This is a genomic window from Rhizobium mulingense (assembly GCF_029194105.1).
In the GTDB taxonomy this organism is placed as follows: domain Bacteria; phylum Pseudomonadota; class Alphaproteobacteria; order Rhizobiales; family Rhizobiaceae; genus Rhizobium; species Rhizobium mulingense.
The window spans coordinates 783,745-806,299 of sequence record NZ_JARFVE010000002.1 but is presented as its reverse complement, the minus strand read 5'-3'; the positions used below and the strand labels follow the sequence as shown (position 1 = coordinate 806,299).

Annotated in this window: 26 protein-coding genes, 1 tRNA gene and 1 pseudogene; 15 read left to right on the top strand and 13 right to left on the bottom strand. The window is 61.6% G+C overall.

The genetic code is table 11. The features are described from left to right. Positions 1-58: 58 nt before the first annotated feature. Genes PYR71_RS04120 through rfbF form a run of 5 tightly spaced genes read right to left on the bottom strand, consistent with a single transcriptional unit; the run spans position 59 to position 4,899 of the window. Positions 59-1,303 carry a glycosyltransferase family 2 protein gene (locus PYR71_RS04120; protein ID WP_183919256.1) on the bottom strand — a complete coding sequence of 415 codons (1,245 nt, stop codon included), beginning with the start codon at positions 1,301-1,303 and terminating at the stop codon, positions 59-61. Continuing rightward, on the bottom strand, positions 1,300-1,842 hold the full coding sequence (gene rfbC, locus PYR71_RS04115; protein WP_275618315.1) for a dTDP-4-dehydrorhamnose 3,5-epimerase: 543 nt from the start codon (positions 1,840-1,842) through the stop codon (positions 1,300-1,302). Before rfbC ends, PYR71_RS04120 begins: the two co-directional genes overlap by 4 nt. Continuing rightward, entirely contained in the window at positions 1,839-3,074 is a 1,236-nt protein-coding gene (locus PYR71_RS04110) for a class I SAM-dependent methyltransferase (protein ID WP_275618314.1), read from the bottom strand. Before PYR71_RS04110 ends, rfbC begins: the two co-directional genes overlap by 4 nt. Further along, positions 3,071-4,135, bottom strand: a complete 1,065-nt coding sequence (gene rfbG / locus PYR71_RS04105) for a CDP-glucose 4,6-dehydratase (RefSeq protein WP_275618460.1) — start codon at positions 4,133-4,135, stop codon at positions 3,071-3,073. Before rfbG ends, PYR71_RS04110 begins: the two co-directional genes overlap by 4 nt. Further along, positions 4,126-4,899: a glucose-1-phosphate cytidylyltransferase gene (gene rfbF / locus PYR71_RS04100; RefSeq protein ID WP_064681496.1), complete on the bottom strand. Its 774-nt coding sequence runs from the start codon at positions 4,897-4,899 to the stop codon at positions 4,126-4,128. The genes rfbG and rfbF overlap by 10 nt, the downstream gene beginning before the upstream one ends. A gap of 342 nt (positions 4,900-5,241) precedes the next feature. Between rfbF and PYR71_RS04095 the strand changes: the two genes are divergently transcribed. Then, positions 5,242-5,538: a DUF982 domain-containing protein gene (locus tag PYR71_RS04095; protein ID WP_275618313.1), complete on the top strand. Its 297-nt coding sequence runs from the start codon at positions 5,242-5,244 to the stop codon at positions 5,536-5,538. 165 nt (positions 5,539-5,703) lie between these two features. Here PYR71_RS04095 and PYR71_RS04090 read toward each other — a convergent pair. After that, a tRNA-Leu gene (locus PYR71_RS04090) sits at positions 5,704-5,788 on the bottom strand. 168 nt (positions 5,789-5,956) lie between these two features. Here PYR71_RS04090 and PYR71_RS04085 point away from each other — a divergent pair. Beyond that, entirely contained in the window at positions 5,957-6,367 is a 411-nt protein-coding gene (locus tag PYR71_RS04085; protein ID WP_239790600.1) for a BA14K family protein, read from the top strand. A gap of 2 nt (positions 6,368-6,369) precedes the next feature. On the opposite strand, the gene PYR71_RS04080 is transcribed toward PYR71_RS04085, so the two are convergent. Continuing rightward, positions 6,370-6,663 (bottom strand): Rdx family protein, encoded by a 294-nt coding sequence (locus tag PYR71_RS04080; RefSeq protein ID WP_009990553.1) that lies wholly within the window; start codon positions 6,661-6,663, stop codon positions 6,370-6,372. A gap of 127 nt (positions 6,664-6,790) precedes the next feature. On the opposite strand from PYR71_RS04080, the gene PYR71_RS04075 reads away from it, so the two are divergent. The 3 genes from PYR71_RS04075 to PYR71_RS04065 all read left to right on the top strand — a co-directional run bounded on the left by PYR71_RS04075 (position 6,791) and on the right by PYR71_RS04065 (position 8,623). Continuing rightward, a complete protein-coding gene (locus PYR71_RS04075) occupies positions 6,791-7,528 on the top strand; it encodes a type 1 glutamine amidotransferase (protein WP_275618312.1) in 738 nt (245 codons plus the stop codon). Positions 7,529-7,539: 11 nt separating this feature from the next. Next, positions 7,540-8,097 carry a sugar O-acetyltransferase gene (locus PYR71_RS04070; RefSeq protein WP_275618311.1) on the top strand — a complete coding sequence of 186 codons (558 nt, stop codon included), beginning with the start codon at positions 7,540-7,542 and terminating at the stop codon, positions 8,095-8,097. A 73-nt stretch (positions 8,098-8,170) separates the two neighbouring features. Further along, positions 8,171-8,623 (top strand): GFA family protein, encoded by a 453-nt coding sequence (locus PYR71_RS04065; RefSeq protein ID WP_183919268.1) that lies wholly within the window; start codon positions 8,171-8,173, stop codon positions 8,621-8,623. A 282-nt stretch (positions 8,624-8,905) separates the two neighbouring features. Here the strand turns inward: PYR71_RS04065 and lepA are convergent, their stop codons facing one another. Further along, on the bottom strand, positions 8,906-10,738 hold the full coding sequence (lepA, locus tag PYR71_RS04060; RefSeq protein WP_275618310.1) for a translation elongation factor 4: 1,833 nt from the start codon (positions 10,736-10,738) through the stop codon (positions 8,906-8,908). Between the two features lie 75 nt (positions 10,739-10,813). Continuing rightward, on the bottom strand, positions 10,814-11,512 hold the full coding sequence (gene tenA / locus PYR71_RS04055; RefSeq protein ID WP_275618309.1) for a thiaminase II: 699 nt from the start codon (positions 11,510-11,512) through the stop codon (positions 10,814-10,816). 138 nt (positions 11,513-11,650) lie between these two features. Between tenA and PYR71_RS04050 the strand changes: the two genes are divergently transcribed. Next, positions 11,651-12,220: a helix-turn-helix domain-containing protein gene (locus tag PYR71_RS04050; RefSeq protein WP_275618308.1), complete on the top strand. Its 570-nt coding sequence runs from the start codon at positions 11,651-11,653 to the stop codon at positions 12,218-12,220. A 27-nt stretch (positions 12,221-12,247) separates the two neighbouring features. Next, a complete protein-coding gene (locus PYR71_RS04045; protein ID WP_275618307.1) occupies positions 12,248-12,766 on the top strand; it encodes a GNAT family N-acetyltransferase in 519 nt (172 codons plus the stop codon). A 15-nt stretch (positions 12,767-12,781) separates the two neighbouring features. On the opposite strand, the pseudogene PYR71_RS04040 reads toward PYR71_RS04045, so the two are convergent. Next, positions 12,782-13,394 (bottom strand): annotated as a pseudogene (locus PYR71_RS04040) (HAD-IA family hydrolase). 133 nt (positions 13,395-13,527) lie between these two features. On the opposite strand from PYR71_RS04040, the gene PYR71_RS04035 reads away from it, so the two are divergent. From PYR71_RS04035 to PYR71_RS04025, 3 genes are all read left to right on the top strand, one after another. Beyond that, on the top strand, positions 13,528-14,553 hold the full coding sequence (locus PYR71_RS04035; protein ID WP_275618306.1) for a histone deacetylase family protein: 1,026 nt from the start codon (positions 13,528-13,530) through the stop codon (positions 14,551-14,553). 9 nt (positions 14,554-14,562) lie between these two features. Continuing rightward, positions 14,563-15,114 carry a recombination regulator RecX gene (gene recX / locus PYR71_RS04030; protein WP_275618305.1) on the top strand — a complete coding sequence of 184 codons (552 nt, stop codon included), beginning with the start codon at positions 14,563-14,565 and terminating at the stop codon, positions 15,112-15,114. A 92-nt stretch (positions 15,115-15,206) separates the two neighbouring features. Further along, positions 15,207-16,100, top strand: coding sequence for an EamA family transporter (locus tag PYR71_RS04025; protein WP_275618304.1), 894 nt, complete (start codon positions 15,207-15,209; stop codon positions 16,098-16,100). A 4-nt stretch (positions 16,101-16,104) separates the two neighbouring features. On the opposite strand, the gene PYR71_RS04020 is transcribed toward PYR71_RS04025, so the two are convergent. After that, entirely contained in the window at positions 16,105-16,572 is a 468-nt protein-coding gene (locus PYR71_RS04020; RefSeq protein ID WP_275618303.1) for a group III truncated hemoglobin, read from the bottom strand. 172 nt (positions 16,573-16,744) lie between these two features. Here PYR71_RS04020 and mbfA point away from each other — a divergent pair, with 172 nt between their 5' ends. Continuing rightward, a complete protein-coding gene (gene mbfA, locus PYR71_RS04015; protein ID WP_275618302.1) occupies positions 16,745-17,728 on the top strand; it encodes an iron exporter MbfA in 984 nt (327 codons plus the stop codon). A gap of 340 nt (positions 17,729-18,068) precedes the next feature. On the opposite strand, the gene PYR71_RS04010 is transcribed toward mbfA, so the two are convergent. Together PYR71_RS04010 and PYR71_RS04005 are read right to left on the bottom strand one after the other, a co-directional pair. After that, positions 18,069-18,668 carry a transglutaminase-like cysteine peptidase gene (locus PYR71_RS04010; protein ID WP_183913954.1) on the bottom strand — a complete coding sequence of 200 codons (600 nt, stop codon included), beginning with the start codon at positions 18,666-18,668 and terminating at the stop codon, positions 18,069-18,071. A gap of 148 nt (positions 18,669-18,816) precedes the next feature. Then, positions 18,817-19,644, bottom strand: coding sequence for an alpha/beta hydrolase (locus PYR71_RS04005; protein WP_275618301.1), 828 nt, complete (start codon positions 19,642-19,644; stop codon positions 18,817-18,819). A gap of 179 nt (positions 19,645-19,823) precedes the next feature. Between PYR71_RS04005 and infC the strand changes: the two genes are divergently transcribed. From infC to pheS, 4 genes are all read left to right on the top strand, one after another. Further along, positions 19,824-20,360 carry a translation initiation factor IF-3 gene (infC, locus tag PYR71_RS04000; protein WP_077991295.1) on the top strand — a complete coding sequence of 179 codons (537 nt, stop codon included), beginning with the start codon at positions 19,824-19,826 and terminating at the stop codon, positions 20,358-20,360. Positions 20,361-20,670: 310 nt separating this feature from the next. Continuing rightward, complete coding sequence (gene rpmI / locus PYR71_RS03995) at positions 20,671-20,874, top strand: 50S ribosomal protein L35 (RefSeq protein ID WP_003570998.1); 204 nt, start codon at positions 20,671-20,673, stop codon at positions 20,872-20,874. A 38-nt stretch (positions 20,875-20,912) separates the two neighbouring features. Further along, positions 20,913-21,317 (top strand): 50S ribosomal protein L20, encoded by a 405-nt coding sequence (gene rplT / locus PYR71_RS03990; protein WP_004673860.1) that lies wholly within the window; start codon positions 20,913-20,915, stop codon positions 21,315-21,317. 150 nt (positions 21,318-21,467) lie between these two features. After that, positions 21,468-22,550 carry a phenylalanine--tRNA ligase subunit alpha gene (gene pheS / locus PYR71_RS03985; RefSeq protein ID WP_275618300.1) on the top strand — a complete coding sequence of 361 codons (1,083 nt, stop codon included), beginning with the start codon at positions 21,468-21,470 and terminating at the stop codon, positions 22,548-22,550. Positions 22,551-22,555: the final 5 nt, after the last annotated feature.

Genomic DNA, 22,555 nt, shown 5'->3' with positions numbered 1-22,555 from the left:
ACGCTTGAAACTGGCGCGAGGCTTAGCGTAGGCCGCATCGCCCCGCGCGCCATCCGCCTCAGATGATCACGTGCTGGATAAGATCCTGCTCGCTGAAAATCAGGTTCGGCTTGTAGCCGAGTGCAACGAATTCGCCATGGCGCACAGCGTCGGCGATGAAAACCGCCGTGTGTTTCGCAAGGCCCATATCATGGCCCACCGTCTCCTCGACGACATCGACCCCCGCTGGCAGGCCGAGATCACGCAACAATTCCTCGATAGAGCGTCGGTCAGCGATGCCGCTGAGCATCAGCCGACTGATGCCCTCGGTCGCCCCCACCTGATAGGCAAGCGTCTGAATCGCCACCATCAGCGGGAGCGCGTTGCGGAAATGCATGACTTCGGGGTGATCGGGCATGCCGCCGATCGCCAAGCGCGTGTAGAGTTCATAGGCCTTGATGAAGTCTTTGCGTTGCGCCCAGAAACGGAACGCAACGGCCATGCGGTTGAGTGTAAAGACCTTGCAAAGTTCCTCGAACACGACGCGGGCTTCGCGCGTCGTGGCGAGATTGCCGCGCTTGGAGCCGATATAGAGGAAATATTCGAGGCCGCCGCGGTATTTGTCCCACGAGGTCATGACGTCGTCGTTGCCTGCCTGCTGGCGGTTCGGGGCGATCTTTGAGACGGCAACCGAGCGGTAGAAAGGCTGTTTCAGGAAGGCAACGGCTCCTTGGTCGAGGAAATGCGCAAGATAGGAGAAAGCCCAGAAGCAAAAATCGCGGGGAACCCAGGAGGAGCGCAGAGCCGAGGCGCGATAGATGCCGATCTCAGGGAAGATATGGCGCTCGCAGATGAACTGAAATACCGCTGCAAAATTCCGCTGCTCGAACTTGATGTTCTCGTCGATCGCATAGAATTGAGACAGGTCGCGATCGGCCACTTCGTCGTAGAAATACCAGGGCGCGTGGCAGGCGGCGACGTCGGGGTTGGCGTCCAGATAGGCCATTGCCGCTTCGACGCCGCTTGGCACCAGGAAATCGTCGTCGGCAAGATAAATCGAATATTCCCCGACGGCATGATGGAAGGCGCAAGCGAGGTTCGGGCCCGAACCGCCGTTGACGGGGCGGCGGTGATAGTGGATCGGCAGTCCCTTGGCGATGAATTCTTCGACGAGCTGGGTCGTATTGTCCGTCGAAGCGTTGTCAGAAACGACGATCTCGTAGGGAAAGCTGAAACTGTATTTCTCGCAGTGCTCGAGCGCGCTTCGCAAATAGGCTTCGCGGTTGTAGGTCGGAATGCAGATACTGAGTTTGATGCCGCTCAAAGACTTCTCTCCTGGCTGTAGCTGTCAAGCGCGGCGTCGCGCTCGCTGATGACGCTCGGCGCGAAAGGCCAGGCGATGGCAAAGGCGGGGTCGTCCCAGCGGACGCCACGGGCAAGTTCCGGTACGTAGACTTCCGACATCTGGTAGAAGAGTTCGCAGTCATCCTCGAGCGTGAGGAAGCCATGTGCGCATCCGGCAGGTATGTAGAAGGCGTTGCGCCGGGCCGCATCGAGCTCCACAGCGGCCCAGGTAAGATAACTCGGCGAATCCGGCCTCAGATCGAGTGCCACGTCGAATACCCTGCCGCGGATGGCGCGTACCAGTTTCACCTCCGGCCGCGGGTCGGCCTGGTAGTGCATTCCGCGCAGCGTCCCGCGCCTGTGGTTCTGCGAGACGTTGCATTGCGGGTAGACCGGCACCAAACCCTGCGCCGCGAAGGTCTGCGCGTCGAAGGTTCGTGCGAACATTCCCCGGTCGTCGGAGCGCGCATCGACTTCCACGGCAAAGGCGCCCAACACCGCGGTCGGAAGGAATTTCATCCGAGCACCGTCAGCTCAGGCACCGCGACGGCGAAGCGGCCGCCCCAGGCTGCAACCTTGCTGTTGCCGGAAACCACTTCGTTCTTGATGTTCCATGGCAGGATCAACACGTAGTCGGGCTTGGTCTCTTCCATTTTTTCGGGCGCATAGATCGGCAGCTTGCTGCCCGGCAGATAATGCCCCTGCTTATGCGGATTGCGATCGACGACATAGTCGATGAGATCGGTGCCGACGCCGCAGAAATTCAGCAGCGTATTACCCTTGGCGGCGGCGCCATAGGCGGCGACGCTCTTGCCGTTCCGCTTTGCCTCCTCAAGGAAGGAGAGCAGTCCTTCCTTGATCGGTGCGACACGGCTCTGGAACGCCTCGTATGTTTCCGCCCTATCGAAGCGGGCGGCCTTTTCGTCGGCCCGCACCTTGGCTAGTCCAGGACTTGTTGCGTGGGCGGTCGAAGCCGCGCGGCAGGCGAGGACGCGCAGGCTGCCGCCATGAGTCGGCAGCTCCTCAACCTCGAAAACCTTCAGGCCGTGGGCGGCAAAGACCTTTTCGACGGCGAGCAGCGACAGATAGTAGAAATGTTCGTGATAAACGGTGTCGAACTGGATGCTTTCCATCAGCCGCAGGAGATGTGGAAATTCGACGCTCACAACCCCATCCGGCTTCAGCGCAGTCGAAAGCCCACCGACGAAGTCGTTGATGTCGGGTACGTGAGCAAGCACATTGTTGCCGATGATGATGTCGGCGGCGTGGCCGCGCGACACGAGATCTGCCGCCGTCTCCCTGCCGAAGAATCGTGCCTCCGTCGGGACGCATATACTGCGCGCCACTTCGGCGACGTTTTCGGCCGGTTCGACGCCGAGCACCGGCACGCCAGCCTCGACGAAATGCTTCAGCAGGTAGCCGTCATTGCTCGCCACTTCGATGACTTTGGATGTCGCGCCAAGGCCGAAGCGCTCGCGGGCCATGATGGTGAACCGCCGCGCGTGCTCTACCCAGCTGTCGCTGTAGGAGGAGAAATAGGCGTAGTGGCTGAAGATATCCTCCGGCGGCACGAAGGCATCGGCCTGCACCAGCCAGCATTCGGAACAGACGAAGGCGCGCAGCGGATAGGACGGCTCCGGCTGTGTGAGCTGCTCAGCCGTCAGATAGGCATTGGCGAGCGGCGTCGAGCCGAGATCGACGAAACAATGCTTCAACGGAGCGTCGCAAAATCGGCAATTGTGCGCTGTCATGATAGTGCTTCCTCATAGGCCGCGATCTGACCGAGCGAGAAGGCGCGCATGTCTTCGCCCTCGCGGTTGGCCCGGTACCAGGCGGCAGTCCAGTCGATGGTCTGTTGCAGGCTGAGGCGCGGCCGCCAGCCGATGGTGTCGAAGGCAAGCGCCGAACTCAGCGTCAGGGCCGGCGCTTCCGGCAGATGTTCGCCCGGTGCAAGCCGCCACACGTCCTCGACGCGGTGCGCGCGCCCGAGCGCTTCGGCAAGTTCGGAAACGGTCGCGAAGCTCTCGGGATGCGGACCAAAATTCAAAGTATCGGGCAGCTTCCTGTCACTGCCAAGCGTCAGTGCTTCGGCGAAGGCGAGATAACCGCCCAATGGCTCCAGCACATGCTGCCAGGGACGGACCGCCTCGGGATAACGCAACAGGATCGGCTGGTTGCTCTCGAAAGCACGAATGAAATCCGGGATCAGCCGATCCTTCGACCAGTCGCCGCCGCCGATCACATTGCCGGCGCGCACCGTGGCGAGCTGTATGCCGCGCGCCTTGAAGAAACTGTCGCGGTAGCTCTGGCAGACGAGTTCCGTGCAGGCCTTGGAGTTGCTGTAGGGATCTTTGCCGCCGAGCGTATCGGTCTCGACGAAGGGTATGCCGCTGCCATTGTTGGCATAGACCTTGTCGGAAGTAATGACGAGCACGGTTTTGACCGAGGGCGCCTGCCTGGCCGCGTCGAGAATATTCGCCGTTCCCATGACATTGGTCGAGAAGGTTTCGGCCGGGTTCTCATAGGAGCGCCGCACCAGTGCCTGCGCCGCCATATGAATGACGATCTCCGGCTCGAAGCCTCGAACGACGTCAAGAAGTGCGCCGGCATCACGGATATCGATGATGTGGTGGCTGCGATTGTCCCAGGGAGCGAGTTTCCGATAGAGCGACGGCTCGGTCTCGGGTGCCAGCGAAACCGCGGCGACGTCGGCACCAAGGCGCTCTAGCCAAAGGGAGAGCCAGGACCCCTTGAAGCCGGTATGTCCGGTCAGGAAGACCCGCCGCCCTTTCCAGAAGTCGGTCAAGCCCATAGCTTCCACGGCGCCTTTCCGGAATTCCAGAGTTCCTCCAGATGGGTGCGCTCGCGAAGCGTATCCATCGGCTGCCAGAAGCCGTCATGCTTGAAGGCGGCGAGCTGGTTGTTGGCGGCGAGCCACTCCAGCGGTCCGGCTTCCCAGATCGTGTCGTCGCTCGGGATGAGATCGATCACCGACGGATCGAGTACGAAGAAGCCGCCGTTGATACGCTGGCCGTCGCCTCTCGGTTTCTCCACGAAAGAGGTGATGAACTGACCCTCGATGTTAGTAGCGCCGTAACGTCCCGGCGGGGTTACCGCGCACATCGTCGCCTTCAGACCATGATCGCGATGGAAGGCGACTTCGGCGGCAATATCGATGTCGCCGACGCCGTCGCCATAAGTCATGCAGAAGGGTTCGCCTGGCGTCAGATGCTCGCGAATGCGCCCGAGACGGCCGCCGGTCATCGAATGCATGCCGGTATCGACCACGGTCACGCGCCAATCCGGTCTTTTGCCGCCGTGATAGTTGATGCTGTTGGCGCCGAGGTCGACGGTGATGTCGCTGTGGTGCAGAACAAGGTTTACGAAGTATTCCTTGATCATGTAGCCCTTGTAGCCGGCGCAGATGATGAAATCATTGAGGCCGTGATGGGCATAGATGTTCATGATGTGCCAGAGGATCGGCATGCCGCCGATTTCGACCAGGGGCTTGGGCCGAACGCTGGTCTCTTCGGCAAGACGCGAGCCAAGGCCACCGGCGAGAATTACGACTTTCATCCCAAGCGAACTCCAGAGTGGCTAGCAATCGGCTTTCCGCGGAAGTTCGCTGAGATCCCGACAGGCGGGATGGCTCTCCTCGGGCGGAACGGCCGGATGTTTATCCTTCTCTCGGTATCCGATTTCGTTCTTGTGCGAGGCTTGCGAGGGGATGGGACGGGGAGCGGCGCTTTCCGCAAGAACTTGAGCAATGGAACAGCTGAGCTGCCGCACCAGTCATGTAGGTCGTTGCCGGAGGGATCAGAAGAAAATGGCTCGATCGGGCAACAAAGTCGCTTTCCACCTTGCCCGGCACGCTCCTTGCATTATTACTAATATTCTAATCCTTGGGGAGAAAGTGCAATGCAATGGAACACATCGGCGGATTTTTCGCCTCTTGTTCTCTTTCTTGGCGCCCGGCACAAGCGTAGGATCGTGAGAACGCTCCGCGACGCAGCCGAGGTTTTAATGACGGAATGGCCGCTTGAGGATGGAGAGGAATACGTCGCGGCCGTGAAGGCTTGCGCTGATGCCATTACGGGGCAAGCGGGGACGGATCAGCTTAGGGATTTGCTTTTGAGCGCCGCCAGGGAGGCCGGCATCGCCGTTTTGTCAGTGATTCCCGACAGCAGGCAGACAACGCCGCACATGGCGGCGTAGAGGCCGACAACCGCGCCATCATTCTTCCTGGCCCGACCTCCAGAGTCGGCATCATGCAACCACACGCGTAGGCAAACGCAATGCTAATGGCCTTCGTTGGAAGATGCCAACCTGCGATTTTGGAAGGTCTGATTATCTGATCTCGGTAGCGATCAAGATTGGAAATGGTGCCCAGAAGAGGACTCGAACCTCCACGCCTCGCGGCACAGGTACCTGAAACCTGCGCGTCTACCAATTCCGCCATCTGGGCGACGGAGAGCGATGTAAGGGGGTGGCTCGTGACTGTCAACTGGGTTTTTGAAGTTTTCCTGACAGTCGGCAAAAATCTGCCTTTCACATGCGGGAGAGCCGCCGGAGGGTGACCATAGCGCTTCGCTCGCGACGCCCTATATTGAGGGAGTATCGAAAGGAATGCCTCATGGCTGCTGCCCGCACGCTTCTGTTCGCCGGTCTTCTCGCCGTTTTCGCGCCTGCCATGGCCAGCGCTGATTCGCCGAAGCCGGGTCTCGGGCCGCTCAACACGGGGTCGACGCTCTGCGATTTCCGCGGCTGCTTCGGTTTCGGGCCGCAGCAATGGCATCGGCCCGCCTATGTCCAGCCGAATTACCGTCCGCGTGGCGCCGGGCCGACCTACTATCTGCCGGGTGCGGCCGGGCGGCCGCAGCTGACCTATGATCCGCCGCCGGTGCGCCGGGCACAGCCGGCGGCGCGCGATATGAACAAGCATATCGCCTGGTGCACCAACGAATACCGCTCCTATAATCCGCGGACGGATCACTTCCTTACCTACGAGGGCGTCTACCGGGTCTGCCGCTCGCCCTATCGCTGAGATCAGCTCTCGAGCGAGGCGCGGTCGACATGGCCGAGATCGCGGCCGGGCTCGACGATGTCGCGAACCCGCTGCTTCAGTTCCTTCGGCCCGGGAAAACCGCCGTCGCGCTTGCGCTCCCAGATGAGATCGCCATTGACGCGGATTTCGAAATTGCCGCCGGTGCCGGGGATCAGCGCCACCTCGCCTAGGCTGTCGGAAAAGGTGTGCAGCAGCTCCTGCGCCATCCAGGCGGAGCGCAGCAGCCAATTGCACTGGGTGCAGTAGAGAATCGAGACGCGGGCTTTTTCGGTCATGGCGATTTCCTTTCGTTCCGGCAGGTTTAAGCCTTGCCGCCTGCATGCGCAATCGGCCTTGCACAAGCGTCTTGCGCGCTGCATCCGGGCATGATCTCCTCCCGCCATCAGCCAGATCGGGAAAGCCATGCGAGTCGCTGTCGTCGAAAATATGAGGAATACCGGGCTCGGCGCGCTTGCCACAGCGCTCGAGGAGGCGGGAGCGGAGATCGAGTGGTTCCGCGTGTGGCGGGACGGCAGTCTGCCGCAAGATATAGCCGGCCATGACGCGCTCGTCGTTCTCGGCGGCGAACAGAGCGCGCTGGATGACGAGACGCACCCTTATCTACCAGAACTCGTGCGGCTAACGCGCCGTTTCGGAGATGCCGGCAAAGCCGTGCTCGGCATCTGCCTCGGCAGCCAAATTCTCGCCCGCGCCTATGGCGCCGACAATCTGTTGGGTGCCGCTCGTGAGTTCGGCTGGCACAGCATTGGCGTCACGGGTGAAGGCCGGTCCGATCCGCTGCTGTCAGATGTCGGCGGCGAATTCACCATCTTTCAATGGCACGCCGATACGTTTTCGCTGCCCCAAGGTGCGGTGTGTCTTGCGACGAGTCCCGTAGCCAAGAACCAGGCCTTCCGCATCGGCCGCGCCGTCTACGGAACGCAGTTTCACTTCGAGGCCGACACTGAGGTCGTCAGGCAGTGGAAAGGCGAATTTCTCGGCACGATCGAGCGTATCGCTCCCGGTTGGCTGGGGAATTATGACGAATTGGCAGAACGCCATGGCGCCGCCGCCGATGCCGCAGGCCTTGCCATAGCGCGCGCCTGGGTCAGCCTCATCGAGCGGCAAGAGGTCGGACTCCTGTCGCAGGCGACCGCGTGAGGAACGAGACGATGCCGGTCAGCGAACGCGAAAAGATGGCGGCCGGGGAATGGTATTGCTGCCTCGACGACGAACTCGACCGCCTGCGCCAGCAGGCGCGTGTGGCCGTCCACGCCCACAACTTCCTGCCGCCCGACGAGCGCGGCGCCGCGGCGCCTGCCTTGAGGGCTCTTTTTGCGCAGGCCGCGCCCGATATCTTCATCGAAGCGCCGTTTCACTGCTCTTACGGTATCAACATCAGTCTCGGCGAGCGCGTCTATTTCAATGCCGGCTGCACCATTCTCGATTCCGGCCGGGTGACGATTGGCGATCGCACCATGTTTGGCCCGGGCGTGCAGATCTATTGTGCCGAACATCACAAGGATCCCGCACTTCGCAGCCAGGGCATCGAGATCGCCCGGCCGGTTTCGATCGGCAGCGACGTTTGGATCGGCGGCGCTGCCGTCATCCTCGGTGGCGTCACCCTCGGCGATGGCGCGATCGTCGGCGCCGGCGCAGTGGTGACGAAGGATGTGCTGGCGGGTGCAACCGTGGTCGGCAATCCCGCGCGCCCGATAAGCCGTCTCTGAGATTCTTAGCCGCGGGCTCCCTCGACAATGGCGCCGGCTCCGCTAGATCAGGTGGCGGAAGGGGGAAGTAATGATGAGAGCAAAGAACCTACCCATGGAAGGCGGCTGCCGTTGCGGCCGGGTGCGATTGAAGATCAGCGCGCCGCCGCTGCTGACCATGGCCTGCCATTGCACAGGCTGCCAGAGGATGACCGCGAGCGCCTATTCGCTGAGTGCCGCCATCCCCAGCGAAGGCTTCGAGGTGACGAAGGGCGAGCCCGTCATCGGCGGCCTGCACGGCACGACGAAACATTATTTCTGCCCGCATTGCATGAGCTGGATGTTCACCCGTCCGGAAGGCATGGACTGGTTCGTCAATCTGCGCGTGACCATGCTCGATGATCCCAGCTGGTTCACACCGTTCATCGAAACATGGACGAGCGAGAAGCTGGCCTTTGCCGAGACCGGTGCGGTGCACAGCTACGCGGCACTGCCGGAGATGGCGGCCTATGAGGGGCTGGTCAAGGAGTATATGGGCAAGGGATGAGTCAAACTGCCTGTATTTCGCGAACGGCGGGCCATGCTTCGCGACATACTCATTTTGCTCAATTCGCCAAAGTCTTTCGCGTTCTTCTCTATCTCCTTGGACGACTGATAGTGCGTGACCACTTCTCCTCCGTCATGCTCGGGCCGGGCCCGAGCATCTGCAGCCGGTTGATAGATTTGCAGATCCTCGACACAAGGCCGAGGATGACGGAGAAAAAGGGCGAGGCTTGTCAACAAACCAAAGAGACTCAGGCCTCCTCGTCAAAAGAGGCTCTGCGAAAGCCTATTCGTCGCCCATCTTCAACGCCGCGATGAAGGCTTCCTGCGGAATCTCCACCTTGCCGAACTGGCGCATGCGCTTCTTACCGGCCTTCTGCTTGTCGAGCAGCTTGCGCTTGCGGGTGGCGTCGCCGCCGTAGCATTTCGCGGTCACGTCCTTGCGCAGCGCCGAGATCGTCTCGCGGGCGATGACGTTGCCGCCGATCGCCGCCTGGATCGGGATCTTGAACATGTGTTTCGGGATCAGCTCCTTGAGCTTCTCGCACATGTCGCGGCCGCGCTTTTCGGCGGCGGTGCGGTGCACCATCATCGACAGCGCGTCGACCGGCTCGCCGTTGACGAGGATCGACATCTTCACGAGGTTGCCCTCGCGATGATCGGTCAGCGTATAGTCGAAGGAGGCATAGCCCTTGGAGATCGACTTCAGCCGGTCGTAAAAATCGAAGACGACTTCATTGAGCGGCAGATCGTAGGTCAGCATTGCGCGCGTGCCGACATAGGTGAGTTCGATCTGGATGCCGCGCCGATCCTGGCAGAGCTTCAGGATGCCGCCGAGATAATCGTCCGGTGTAAGGATCGTCGCGCGGATCCACGGCTCGTGGATCTCCGAGATCTTAACGACGTCGGGCATGTCGGCCGGGTTGTGCAGCTCGCGCTCCGTGCCGTCGGTCATGAACATCTTGTAGACGACGGAGGGGGCGGTGGCGATGAGGTCGAGGTCGAACTCGCGCTCCAGCCGCTCCTGGATGATTTCGAGATGCAGCAAGCCGAGGAAGCCGCAGCGGAAGCCGAAGCCGAGGGCGGCCGAGGATTCCATTTCAAAGGAGAAGGAAGCGTCGTTGAGGCGAAGCTTGCCCATGGCGGCGCGCAGATCCTCGAAATCGGCGGCGTCGACCGGGAAGAGTCCGCAGAACACTACCGGCTGTGCCGGCTTGAAGCCCGGCAGTGCCTGTGCGGTCGGCCGCTTGTCCTCGGTGATCGTATCGCCGACGCGGGTATCGGCCACTTCCTTGATCGAGGCGGTGATGAAGCCGATCTCGCCGGGGCCGAGGCTGTCGACATTGACCATCTTCGGCGTCAGCACGCCGACACGCTCCACCTGGTACTTCGCATCCGTGCCCATCATGCGGATCGTCTGGCCCTTGGTCAGCACGCCATCGATGATGCGCACGAGAACCATGACGCCGAGATAGGTATCGTACCAGCTGTCGACGAGCAGCGCCTTCAGCGGCGCCTTGTCGCCGCCGGGGCTCTTCGGCGCCGGCAGCTTGTGAACGATCGCTTCCAGCACATCGGGAATGCCGAGGCCGGTCTTTGCCGAGATCAGTACGGCCTCGGAAGCATCGATGCCGATCACTTCCTCGATCTGTTCCTTGATGCGGTCGGGTTCGGCGGCCGGCAGGTCGATCTTGTTGAGCACGGTGACGAGTTCGTGGTTGTTGTCGATCGCCTGATAGACATTGGCGAGCGTCTGCGCTTCCACACCCTGCGAAGCGTCGACGACCAGCAGCGAACCCTCGCAGGCCGACAGCGACCGCGAGACTTCGTAGGCGAAGTCGACGTGGCCGGGCGTGTCGATCAGATTGAGGATGTATTTTTCGCCATTGTTTGCCTGGTAGTGCAGGCGCACGGTCTGGGCCTTGATGGTGATGCCGCGCTCACGCTCGATATCCATATTGTCGAGCACCTGCTCGGACATTTCGCGCTCGGCAAGGCCGCCTGTCGTCTGAATCAGGCGGTCGGCCAGCGTCGATTTGCCGTGGTCGATATGGGCCACGATCGAGAAGTTGCGGATATGGGACAGCGGAGTGGTCGAATTGGTGCTCATGCGCGCCATATAGCAGCGCCGCCCCCGGCCGCAAAGCGGTAATTATCCCGCCGTTTACGCTATTTTGCGGGCGACAGGCGCCTGTCAGACCGGCCACGCCTCCAGCCGCCAAGCCGAATCCCAGAACATCCATTCATATTGCGAGGCGCGCACGAAAACATCCATCATCTGAGAGCGTTCCGCCGGCGATGCCGCGCGGGCGGCGATATCAGTCAGGGCGATCACCTCGCGGGCGCCGGCGGCAAATTGCGGATCGCCATAGGTGTTGATCCAGGCCTGGAAGGCATTGCCCTCGATAGCCGGCCGACTCTTGATCGCTTCGCCGACATGCCAGTAGATCCAGAAGCAGGGAAGGATGGCGGAAAGCGCCACCGCATAGGAGCTGTGATAGGCGGTGGCGAGCAGGAAATTCGTGTAGGCGAAACAGGAAGGCGAGGGTTCGGCCGCGCTTACATCCTCGGAGCTGATGCCGAACTGGGTGAGAAAGCCGGCATGCAGGCCCTGCTCGACGGTGATCGCCTTCTGCGCCGATCCGAGGAAACGCAGCACCTGCGCATTATCCGGCGCTTTCGCCGCAACAATCGCCAGGCAGCGCGCATAATGCTTGAGGTAAAGCGCGTCCTGGAGGATGTAGTGCCGGAAAACCTCGGGCGGCAACGTGCCGTCAGAAAGACGCGTGAGAAGCGGCAGCACCTCGATCTCGGCCATGACGGCCGCGATCCTATCCCAGGCGGCGGCCGTGAAGCTTCCCGTCAGTTCCGTGCTCTGCGTGCTGGCGTCCATCACTCTCTCCGATCTCAATAGCGCTGCCATATATCGGCGAGGCTGCGGCGAAAGCAAGGTTGGGTGCCCATCTTGCCGAGGCTTGATTCCATCATCGGATCATGTATTTCTCTTATAGTAGAATCAGCGGACCGGAACGTGGAAGAACAACTGGAACAGGCAATCGGCATCCGCATCCGCAAGCTGCGGCTGGATAAAGGATTGACCCTCGATGATCTCGCGACGGCCTCCGGCGTCAGCCGGGCTATGATTTCGCGCATCGAGCGCGCGGAGGCGAGCCCCACCGCCTCGCTGCTCGCAAGGATCTGCGCCGCGCTCGGCCTGTCGCTGTCGGCCTTCTTCGCGGAGGAGGGAGAGCAGGCTTCGCCGCTTGCCCGCCGTCCGGAGCAGCAGGTCTGGCGCGATCCGGAGACCGGCTATCTCAGGCGTTCGGTCTCTGCGCCCGGCACCGCCTCCGACGTTGATATCGTCGAAGTCGAATTCCCCGCTGGCGCCCGCGTCAGGTTTCCCCCGCATGCGGCATCCCACGGCATGACGCAGCATGTCTGGCTGTTCGACGGCGAGCTGGAGATGACGGTGGGCGAAGTGGTCTACCGGCTACGCCCCGGCGATTGCCTCTTCATGCCGGTCGGCGAAGGGCATGTCTTCCACAATCCCGGCAACGCGCCGGCGCGTTATTGCGTCGTGCTCGATCGCGGCGGCCGATAGCAGTATCCATTTCAGGAGAAGAAGACCATGCCCGACATTCGTACCCTTTCCGCCGAGGAGGCGCGCGCCGCCATTCCCGCCCTGTCGGAAGTGCTTGCCGATTGCGTCGCGGGCGGCGCCTCCGTCGGTTTCATGCAGCCCTACGGGCCCGAAGATGCCGCATCTTATTGGTGCGATGTCGCCGATGCGGTCGCGGCCAGCGGCAGCCTGCTTCTGGTCGCCGAACTGGGGGGCCGGATCGTCGGCACGGTGCAGGTGGGGGCTGCGCAGATGCCGAACCAGCCGCACCGCGGCGATCTGAAGAAGCTCTTGGTGCATCGCTCCGCCCGCGGGCGCGGTCTCGCCCGGCTCCTGATGGAAGCGGCGGAGCACGAGGCGGCCAAACGCGGCAAGACGCTGCTGGTGCTCGACACGGCAACCGGCAGCGATGCCGAGGCGATCTATGCGCGCCTGGGCTGGCAGCGTGTCGGCGTCATTCCCGATTATGCGCTGTGGCCGCAAGGCGGCTTCTGCGACACCACTCTCTTCTTCAAGCGGCTCGCCTAATTGCGCCGGCTCGGTTCATCTCGGATGGCCGAAGGCGGAAAGCGTCTCGTGCAGCCTCGCGCCCGCCGTCCATTGCGCAGCACTCCAGCCGAACTGCCGCGCCGCTTCAATATTTTCCGCCATGTCGTCGATGAAGCCGATTTCGCCGGGCAGGGCGCCGGCGCGTTCGGTCGCCAGCCGGAAGAAGTCCGGCGAAGGTTTGCAGTGCCCGAGCGCGGCGGAATAGATGATGCCGTCGACATGCGCGCCGAGCCCGGCCCCTTCCATCAGGTAGCGCGCCCTCCTGTGCTCCTGATTGGTCGCCAGGAACAGCGCGACACCGCTGCGCCGGGACAGTTCCAAGCTCTTCCAGAAGATTGAGATCCAGGCAGGAATCGTTTTCGAACCAATAGTCGATCAGCGTTGCCGCACTGAGATGGGGCGCGATCTTTGCAAGCACGGCGGAAAGCCGCGGCTCCAATGCCTCGCGGCCGATGACGATGTCATTCCAACAGGTCTGGAAGAAGGCCTGCTGCAGCAAGTCGGGTCGCAAGCCGAGATCGCGCTCGAGATAGGTGAAGTGCGGCAGGCCGTCGGCCGGGCGGCCATGAATGAGCACGCCATCGACATCCACCATCAGCACCTTCATGCGGAAGCTCCCTTCTCAAAACACCGGCGAAGATGGCGTTGTCGCTCTGGATGATCAATAGATCGCCGTGCTGCTTTTTTGTCGCGGCGAGCCCGTGTAAAGCTCGATCTTCAACTCAAGGGCGGGGTCTGAAATGCGTGTCATCTATTCCGAGGACCATAAGCTGCGTGATGCCAGGACCGAGCTTTACGCCGGTCAGCTGGTGACGCCCTTCGAGGCGCCGTTTCGGGCCGAATGGATCCTGGCAGCCGTCAAGGAGGCGGGCTTTGCCGATGTCGTCGCTCCCGATGCACACGGGCTGGAAACGGCCAAAAAGGTGCATGATCCCGCCTATCTCGATTTTCTCGCCACCGTCTGGGACCGCTGGGTGGCGGCCGGCTTCGAAGGCGAGGCGATCGCAAATTCCTTCCCGGTGCGCCGCACCAGCCAGCGCGTGCCCGACAATATCGTCGGCGCGATCGGTCATTATGCCAATGCTGCCGATACCTCGATCACCAAGGGCTCCTACGAAGCGGCGATCGCCTCGATGCGCTGCGCCGTAACGGGCGCCGACTGGCTGGCGGAGAGCCATCGTTTCGCCTTCGCGCTCTGCCGCCCGCCCGGCCATCACGCCGGCATCGATCTCTTCGGCGGCTACTGCTTCATCAATAATGCGGGGGTCGCGGCCCAGCGGCTGCTCGATCGTGGTGCGGCCAAGGTCGCCGTGCTCGATGTCGACTTCCACCATGGCAACGGCACCCAGGATCTCTTTTATCGCCGCGGCGATGTCTTCACTGCCTCGCTGCATAGCGATCCGATGCACGCCTTTCCCTATTTCCTCGGCCATGCCGACGAGGAGGGCGAAGGGGCGGGCACCGGGACCAACCGCAACTATCCGATGCCGCCGGGCACGCCATGGCGGGTCTGGTCTTCGGCCCTTGCCGATGCGCTCGCCCGCATCAAGGCCTTCGGCGCCGAAGCGATTGTCCTGGCGCTCGGGGTCGACACCTTCGAGCGCGATCCGATCTCCTTCTTTCGCCTCAGCTCCAACGATTTCACCCGCATGGGCGCGATGATATCAGCCGCCGGCCTGCCGGTGCTTGTCTGCATGGAAGGCGGCTACGGCGTGCCGGAGATCGGGCTCAATGTCGCCAATGTCCTCAAGGGTCTGGAAGTCTGATCGCTTGATATGACCGACGAGACCGTTCCATCCGATATCCCGACGTCCCGCATGCTGAGCTGGGCGCGCAACTCCACCATCTACCGTCTGGAGCGCCGGATGATGACGGAAAAGCAGCTCTTCGACGCCATTACCCGCAAGGCGAAGGAGAAGTTCGACGAGATCAGCGCCGGCCAGCTCAAGGCCGTTGCCGAATTCGCCGTCAAATTCGCCTATGACAACAAGGTGCTCGACGATCGCGCCTATGCCGAGATCAGCACGCGCTCGGCCGTGCGCGGCGGCAAGTCGAAGCGTGCGATCGCCCAGAAGCTTGCCGCCAAGGGTGTTGCGAGCGACAAGGTCGAGGCTGCGCTCGAAGGGGCTGACGATCTCTATGCCGCGACCATATTCGCCCGCAAACGCGCCTTCGGCCCGTTTCGCCGTGGCGAAGTTAACGACAACAGGAAGGCAAAGGAACTCTCCGCCTTCGCCCGCAATGGCTTCAGCTTCGAGATCGGCAAAAAGGTCTTCGATATGAGTTTCGAAGACGCCGAAGAGGTGATCCTCTCCGGCCGCCTCTGATATGCATCAGCTCTCTTGCTGCCTGGATCAGAAGATTGAATTTGTCGGTTGCAAGCGGCCTCCGTATGAAGGGCGCTCAATCGGAGATGCAGATGAAAGACGGAACGAACGACGGCGCCGGCGTGCTGGCATTGGAAACGCCTGCAACGTCCTCCGGCCTGGCGGCCGGCGGGCTGATGTGCCTCCTGTCCATGTCATCGATCCAGTTCGGCGCAGCTCTGTCTTCCCACGCGATCGCCACCTACGGACCGGCCGGCGCAAGCTGGCTGCGCCTCGTCTTTGCCGCGATCATCCTGGCCGTCGTCGTCCGTCCGCGCATATTCAGCTACTCCCGAGAGCAATGGACAAGCGCGCTCGTTCTCGGCACGACGACAGCGTTGATGACCATGAGTTTTTTCGCGGCCATCGAGCGCATTCCGCTCGGGCTGGCCGTGGCGATCGATTTTCTCGGCCCGCTTTCGGTCGCGACCATCGGTTACGGTCTCAGCCGGCGTCTCGTCTGGCCGCTCATTGCCGCGCTGGGTGTGCTGGCGCTTGCCCATGACGGTGAAGGCTGGATCGGGGATATGTGGGGCATTCTCTTTGCCGGCGGCGCCGGGACCGGCTGGGCGATCTATATCGTGCTGACCAAGAAGATCGGCGCCAGCTTCAAGGGGCTGGAAGGGCTTTCCATGTCGCTGATGGTTGCCGCGGCGGCTGCGACGCCCTTCGGCTTTGCAGGCGCAGCGCCGGCGCTTGACGCCTATGGCCTGATCGAGATGGCGGGCCTTGCCGTGCTCGTGCCGCTGCTGCCCTATACGCTGGAGCTGATTGCCCTGCGGCGCATGCCGACGACATCCTTCGGCATTCTCATGAGCCTCGAACCGGCCATTGCGGCTCTGGCAGGCTTCGTCATTCTGATGCAGCCGATGACGCTTCTGCAGATGGCAGGAACGGCCCTGGTCGTCGCCGCAAGCGCCGGCGCGACCTTTTCAGCCAGGCAATGATGCGTCAGCCCGCTTTCTTCGCAGGGTCGTCGAGCGCCGGATTGTAGAACAGCGACAGCGTCAGGCTCTTAGCGATCCGCTCCGCCGTCGCCATGAACCAGGCCTTGGCCTCCGTCGACGGGGCGATATCGTCGAGCGTTGCGGCAAACAGCGCCAGCCACTTCGGAAAGAGATCCGGCGTCAGATCCGCGACGCCCGTATGCGCCTGCACCGGCTTGCCGCCATAGGCGCCGCTGCGAAAGGCGACGGCCGACCAGAAGCTCTTCATCTTCTCCATATGGTCCGGCCAGCGGCCGGAGAGCCTGGCGTCGAACACTGGACCGAGATCGGGATGCGCCAGTACCCGCCCGTAAAAGGCCTCGACCAGCCTGCCGATGAAGGCCTCGTCGACGCCCATCGCCCGCATCTCCACCTCCGCCCTTTCGCGGATCGCCGCGACATGGGCAGGACGGCCCTGAATGTCACTATTCATCATAAACCCCGGCGCCGCATGATGCGGCGCCCTCTCATATAGGTGTTTGTGCGGGCGCGCCAAAGGCATCCGTGCGGCTTGCGGCAATCTGTCAGCCGGCCTGCTCTAAGCCCTTGACCGTCACCACCGCGTTCTTTAAATTTAGAATTATTCTAAATTATTGGAGCAAGTCATGCTGGCGCGGTTTTTCAGATCCTCGAAACGATCTTTTCAGTCGCTGTCCGAGCAGGAAATCCTCGCCCTTGCCATTGCCTCCGAGGAGGACGATGCCCGTATCTATCTCGCCTATGCCGACAAATTACGGCCCGAATTTCCGGCATCGGCTAAAGTCTTCGAGGATATGGCCGAGGTCGAGGATACTCATCGCAAATCGTTGATCGAAATTTATCGTCAGCGTTTCGGCGAACGCATCCCGCTGATCCGGCGCGAGCATGTTGAAGGCTTCTATGATCGCAAGCCTGACTGGCTCAGAGCCAACCTGTCGCTTGATGCGATGCGGCAGGAGACCGAGGCGATGGAGGAGCAGGCCTACCGTTTCTACGTCGAGGCGGTAAAGCGGACCTCGGATGCCTCGACGAGAAAGCTTCTCGGAGATCTGGCGCTGGCCGAGCAGGGGCACGAAGATATTGCCCGCATGCTGGGCGACAAGCACACGCCCGAGGATGTCAGGCGCGACGAAGATGAGACGGCGCACCGACAATTCGTGCTGACCTATGTGCAGCCGGGCCTGGCCGGGCTGATGGACGGCTCGGTCTCGACACTGGCGCCGATCTTTGCCGCCGCCTTTGCCACCCAGGACACCTGGCAGACCTTCCTTGTCGGCCTTTCGGCTTCCGTCGGCGCCGGCATCTCGATGGGCTTCACCGAAGCCGCCCATGACGACGGCAAGATCTCCGGCAGGGGCTCGCCGGTCAAGCGCGGTCTTGCCTGCGGCATCATGACGGCGCTCGGCGGCCTCGGCCACGCGCTGCCCTATCTGATCCCGCATTTCTGGACGGCGACGATCACCGCCGGCGGCATCGTTTTCTTCGAACTCTGGGCGATCGCCTTCATCCAGAACCGCTACATGGAGACTCCCTTCCTGCGCGCCGCCTTCCAGGTCGTCCTCGGCGGCAGCCTGGTGCTCGCAGCGGGGATTCTGATTGGGAATGGGTGAGGAGTGGTCGGCGAAGAGCAATCAATCCAGTGAATCGATTGCAGCGACGAACGCCCGGAGCCATGCGGAGGGCCGGGATAGGGCGCGGCAAACGCAACCCACTTAAAGTGCCGCAATCTCCACGCCGATTTATATCTTCCCAAGCCCACTTCCCTCATCCTTGTACGCTGGGAAGTCCCCAGCGGGGAGAAGATGCCCCAAGGGCAGATGAGGGGGTGAGGAGCGTGAGTGACGAACAGCTTGAGCGGTAGCGAAAGGCGACGGTCGACGCGGTTCCAATTCCCCCAAAAGCAAAAGGCCGGCTTTCGCCGGCCTTTTTCCCCGCATCCCCCAGAAATCCTCAGCGCAGTGCGCCGACCAGAACGTCGCGGCCGTTCTCGATGGTGACCCAGCGGCCGGCATTGAAGCTCGACTGGCGCTTGACGAAGGAATAAGGTGTCGCAAACCACGGCTTGACGTCGACGGCGAGGTTGTCGAGCACGAAGTCGCCCTCGGCGGTGCGCAGCGTCAGGACGGCATGGCCCTCACCATCAGGCTTGCGCACGACAGTCATCAGCAGGTCGGCGGCCGGAACGCCGCGCTGGATCAGAATGCGGCGCTTCAAGAGCGCGAAATCCTCGCAGTCGCCGGCGGTGGTCGGATAAGCCCAGACTTCATCCTTGCCGTAGATTTCCTTGTCGGTCATCGGCGTGATCGTGCGGTTGACGGTGGCGTTGACCGAACGGACGAGCGACCACTTGGCCGGGGTCATCTCGAGAGGGCCCGCATTGCGGTTTGCGCCGCACTCACTGCTGTGGGTCTGACAGAAATCGTAATGGCCGATCGGCTGCGAAGTGGCGTTGCCTGTTACCATGGAAGCATTTCTGCTTGGAGCTGGGATGGCGGCAGTCGCCATCGCAAACACGGCCATCATGGCCACAAAGATACCTTTGATCCGCACGCCCGCTCTTTCCTCGATCGCCCCTTAATTATTAACAAACTGTTAATGGAGAGGGCCGAGAAGAGTCAATCGTTACTTCTTGTGAGGACCTTGCGACCCGTCGACATGGTTAAAATGCAACAAGATGGCGATCTGTTTCAGCAGGTTGTTATCCGGCCATGGAGGTGCGGATGATACCTTTGACGGCGCTCAGAATAAGGGCGATATCGCTGGGCCGGGACAGGCGATGGTCGCCGTCGCGGATGAAGGTCAGCACCACGTCGTCGGCAGGAAGGTGCTCGACAAGCTTCATCGCGTGCGCATGTGGCACGTCGGGATCCTTCATGCCCTGGAGAATATGCACCGGGCAACCCGTCTCGATCATGCCGTCGAGCACGCGGTTCTTGCGGCCATCCTCGATCAGCGCTCTGGTATAGATGTCCGGCTCCGGGCTGTATTGCGAGCGTTCTTCGAAATAGCCTCGCTCCGCCAGTGACTTGCGCTCCTTGGCCGTCAGGTTCGGCTCGATTAGTTCGGAGGTGAAATCGGGCGCCGGCGCGATCAGCACCATTCCTTCGAGTTTTGGGCCGGCTGGCTTCTGGCCGTCCGGTCGCGCGAGCTCCTGTGCCAGCCGTAGCGCAATCCAGCCTCCCATCGAGGAGCCGACAAGAATGACGCGGTTGGGCGCGACGTGGTGGATGACGGTCAGCGCCTCCTCCAGCCAGCGTGAGATCGTGCCGTCGCGGAAGCTACCGCCGGAAAGCCCGTGGCCGGAATAGTCGAGGCGGATACAGGCGGTACCGACTTCGCCAGCCAGTCCGTCGAGTTCCAATGCTTTGGTACCGCTCATGTCGGAACGGTAGCCGGATAGCCAAACGAGCGTCGGGACATTGTTGCCGGCTTGCGCCGGGCGCACCAGCATGGCGATCTCACGCGCCGCCTCGCCTTCGCCGACCGTCAGGAACTGCGGCTGAAGATTGGGCATCTGATCGGACATCGGCGAAACTCCTGTTGTTTTGGCCTATAAAACAGATTCTTGGCAGGCTGACAGCAGGTGATTTTTCCGCTAAAGGATGATATCGACTCCGTTGCAGTGATAACGAGATACGTTTTGTGCACCCTGATCGGGAGCGCGCGGCTGCAACATTCCGGAAACAACGCGAGGAGAATACGACCATTCGCAGACCTTTTAAGACCGATGCGCCCGTGAAGGACGGCCCGCGCTCGAACCGTGAAATCCGCATTCCCAAAGTTCAGCTGATCGCGGCTGACGGACAGAATATGGGCATCGTGCCCACCGACCAGGCCTTGAGAATGGCAGAAGAAGCCGGCCTCGATCTCGTCGAAATTTCCCCCAATGCCGAACCGCCGGTGTGCAAGATCCTCGATCTGGGCAAGCTGAAATATGCCAACCAGAAGAAGGCTGCCGAGGCGCGCAAGAAGCAGAAGATCGTCGAAGTCAAAGAAATCAAGATGCGCCCGAATATCGACACCCATGATTATGAGGTGAAGATGAAGGCGATGGGCCGCTTCTTCGACGAGGGTGACAAGGTCAAGGTGACGCTGAAGTTCCGCGGCCGTGAAATGGCCCACCAGGAACTCGGCATGAAGCTTCTGCAGCAGGTCAAGGCCGATACGACCGAGATCGCCAAGGTCGAAGCCGAGCCCAAGCTCGAAGGCCGCCAGATGATGATGGTGCTGGCGCCGAAGTAAGCGCCAGATACTTTTTCGCCCAAGGCCGTCCGCAAGGGCGGCTTTTGTGCTTTTGGCAGTCCCGCCTCCGGGCTGGCGAAGAATCCTCCGCGGCCCCGTTGCACTTTCATGACGCTGCGGTTATAAGCGCGCGTCCGAACTGACCGGCAGGGCATGCCGTGGCAGTTTCGAATGCTTGCGGAACGGTTCGTCGCCGAAGCCGCAGATCAACAACAAACGCTCCCGCACCTTGTTGCGACGGCCGGAGAACCGGACTTCGCGAGAGGGCTTTTTTGATGAAGCGCGCAGGGAGGACAGAAGGAGTAGCAAAATGCCCAAGATGAAGACGAAGTCCTCCGCCAAGAAGCGGTTCAAGATCACCGCGACAGGCAAGGTCAAGGCTGCCGCTGCCGGCAAGCGCCATGGCATGATCAAGCGTACCAACAAGTTCATTCGCGATGCACGTGGCACCATGGTTCTCGCAGAACCGGATGGCCGCAAGGTTATCAAGAATTACCTGCCGAACGGTCTCTGAGACTCGTCCGCGAACGCTAGATTTAAGGAGATCATGATATGGCACGTGTAAAAAGAGGCGTCACCGCCCACGCCAAGCACAAGAAGGTTCTGAAGGCCGCCAAGGGCTTTTACGGCCGCCGCAAGAACACCATCCGCGCCGCCAAGGCCGCCGTCGACCGGTCGAAGCAGTACGCTTACCGCGACCGCAAGGTTAACAAGCGCAACTTCCGTGCGCTCTGGATCCAGCGCATCAACGCCGCTGTCCGCGAATTCGGCCTGACATACGGCCGCTTCATCGACGGCCTGAACAAGGCCGGCATCGAAGTTGACCGCAAGGTTCTCTCCGACATGGCGATCCACGAGCCGGAAGCATTCGGCGCGCTCGTCAATGCTGCCAAGAAGGCCCTTGAGTACCTCAAGGAAACCGGTACGGCCAACGAGTTTGAAGGCGCGGTTCGTTAACCAGCGCTTCCCAGGCTCTATGCTTTTCGAATTTTGGGAAACCCGCGCTGGTTTGGGCTAGCGCGGGTTTTTCTTTCTTTATATCCCTTGCGCCGGTCGGCGCCGCCTGCCTCCCGATCCCCGCCTGATACTGGACGGAAAGAAGTGACAATGTCAGATATCGACCAGCTCAACTCATCGCTGCTCGCGGAAATCGCCGCCGCCAATGACGAGGCCGCCCTGGAGGCCGTGCGCGTATCTGCGCTGGGCAAGAAGGGCTCGGTCTCGGAACTCTTGAAGACGCTCGGCGCGATGACGCCGGAGGAGCGCCAGAGCCGGGGTGCTGCGATCAACGCCCTGAAGAATGCCGTGACGGACGCCATCGCCGAACGCAAGTCGGTGCTGAAAATGGCGGCGGTCAACGCCCGCCTCAAGGCAGAAACGGTCGATGTCAGCCTGCCGGTGCGCTCCTCGCCGGCTGAGCGCGGCCGCATCCACCCGATCAGCCAGATCGTCGACGAGATTACCGCAATCTTCGCCGATATGGGCTTCTCGATTGCCGAAGGCCCCGATATCGAGACCGACTACTATAATTTCACGGCGCTGAATTTCCCCGAAGGCCATCCGGCTCGCGAGATGCACGACACTTTCTTCTTCAATCCGGACGAGAATGGCGAGCGCAAGGTGCTGCGCACCCATACCTCGCCGGTGCAGGTGCGCACCATGGAGGCGCAGAAGCCGCCGATCCGCATCATTATTCCGGGCAAGACCTATCGCCAGGACTCGGACGCCACGCATTCGCCGATGTTCCATCAGGTCGAAGGCCTGGTGATCGACAAGAAGGCCAATGTCGCCAATATCCGCTGGGTGCTCGAGGAGTTCTGCAAGACCTTCTTCGAAGTCGACAGCGTGACGATGCGCTTCCGCCCGTCCTTCTTTCCCTTCACCGAACCCTCTTTCGAGGTCGATATCCAGTGCGACCGCTCCGGCCCGATCGTCAAATTCGGCGAAGGCACCGACTGGATGGAGATTCTCGGCTGCGGCATGGTCCATCCGAACGTGCTGCGCTACGGCGGCCTTGATCCGGACGAATATCAGGGTTTTGCCTGGGGCATGGGCCTCGACCGCATCGCCATGCTGAAATACGGCATGCCCGACCTGCGCGACTTCTTCAACGCCGACGTCCGCTGGATGACGCATTACGGCTTCCGCCCGCTCGACATGCCGACGCTGTTCGGCGGCCTCAGCGCTTGAACGGA

What these genes read in the sequence shown, in the direction of transcription:
- PYR71_RS04035 (WP_275618306.1), top strand. Translation starts at nt 13,528, where the DNA reads ATGCGTGTCATCTATTCCGAGGACCATAAGCTGCGTGATGCCAGGACC.
- rplT (WP_004673860.1), top strand. Translation starts at nt 20,913, where the DNA reads ATGGCACGTGTAAAAAGAGGCGTCACCGCCCACGCCAAGCACAAGAAG.
- pheS (WP_275618300.1), top strand. Translation starts at nt 21,468, where the DNA reads ATGTCAGATATCGACCAGCTCAACTCATCGCTGCTCGCGGAAATCGCC.
- PYR71_RS04075 (WP_275618312.1), top strand. Translation starts at nt 6,791, where the DNA reads ATGCGAGTCGCTGTCGTCGAAAATATGAGGAATACCGGGCTCGGCGCG.
- PYR71_RS04045 (WP_275618307.1), top strand. Translation starts at nt 12,248, where the DNA reads ATGCCCGACATTCGTACCCTTTCCGCCGAGGAGGCGCGCGCCGCCATT.
- rfbG (WP_275618460.1), bottom strand. Translation starts at nt 4,135, where the DNA reads ATGGGCTTGACCGACTTCTGGAAAGGGCGGCGGGTCTTCCTGACCGGA.
- lepA (WP_275618310.1), bottom strand. Translation starts at nt 10,738, where the DNA reads ATGGCGCGCATGAGCACCAATTCGACCACTCCGCTGTCCCATATCCGC.
- PYR71_RS04025 (WP_275618304.1), top strand. Translation starts at nt 15,207, where the DNA reads ATGAAAGACGGAACGAACGACGGCGCCGGCGTGCTGGCATTGGAAACG.
- PYR71_RS04070 (WP_275618311.1), top strand. Translation starts at nt 7,540, where the DNA reads ATGCCGGTCAGCGAACGCGAAAAGATGGCGGCCGGGGAATGGTATTGC.
- PYR71_RS04085 (WP_239790600.1), top strand. Translation starts at nt 5,957, where the DNA reads ATGGCTGCTGCCCGCACGCTTCTGTTCGCCGGTCTTCTCGCCGTTTTC.
- PYR71_RS04080 (WP_009990553.1), bottom strand. Translation starts at nt 6,663, where the DNA reads ATGACCGAAAAAGCCCGCGTCTCGATTCTCTACTGCACCCAGTGCAAT.
- recX (WP_275618305.1), top strand. Translation starts at nt 14,563, where the DNA reads ATGACCGACGAGACCGTTCCATCCGATATCCCGACGTCCCGCATGCTG.
- PYR71_RS04005 (WP_275618301.1), bottom strand. Translation starts at nt 19,644, where the DNA reads ATGTCCGATCAGATGCCCAATCTTCAGCCGCAGTTCCTGACGGTCGGC.
- tenA (WP_275618309.1), bottom strand. Translation starts at nt 11,512, where the DNA reads ATGGACGCCAGCACGCAGAGCACGGAACTGACGGGAAGCTTCACGGCC.
- rfbC (WP_275618315.1), bottom strand. Translation starts at nt 1,842, where the DNA reads ATGAAATTCCTTCCGACCGCGGTGTTGGGCGCCTTTGCCGTGGAAGTC.
- rfbF (WP_064681496.1), bottom strand. Translation starts at nt 4,899, where the DNA reads ATGAAAGTCGTAATTCTCGCCGGTGGCCTTGGCTCGCGTCTTGCCGAA.
- PYR71_RS04095 (WP_275618313.1), top strand. Translation starts at nt 5,242, where the DNA reads ATGCAATGGAACACATCGGCGGATTTTTCGCCTCTTGTTCTCTTTCTT.
- PYR71_RS04020 (WP_275618303.1), bottom strand. Translation starts at nt 16,572, where the DNA reads ATGAATAGTGACATTCAGGGCCGTCCTGCCCATGTCGCGGCGATCCGC.
- PYR71_RS04065 (WP_183919268.1), top strand. Translation starts at nt 8,171, where the DNA reads ATGAGAGCAAAGAACCTACCCATGGAAGGCGGCTGCCGTTGCGGCCGG.
- PYR71_RS04110 (WP_275618314.1), bottom strand. Translation starts at nt 3,074, where the DNA reads ATGACAGCGCACAATTGCCGATTTTGCGACGCTCCGTTGAAGCATTGT.
- rpmI (WP_003570998.1), top strand. Translation starts at nt 20,671, where the DNA reads ATGCCCAAGATGAAGACGAAGTCCTCCGCCAAGAAGCGGTTCAAGATC.
- mbfA (WP_275618302.1), top strand. Translation starts at nt 16,745, where the DNA reads ATGCTGGCGCGGTTTTTCAGATCCTCGAAACGATCTTTTCAGTCGCTG.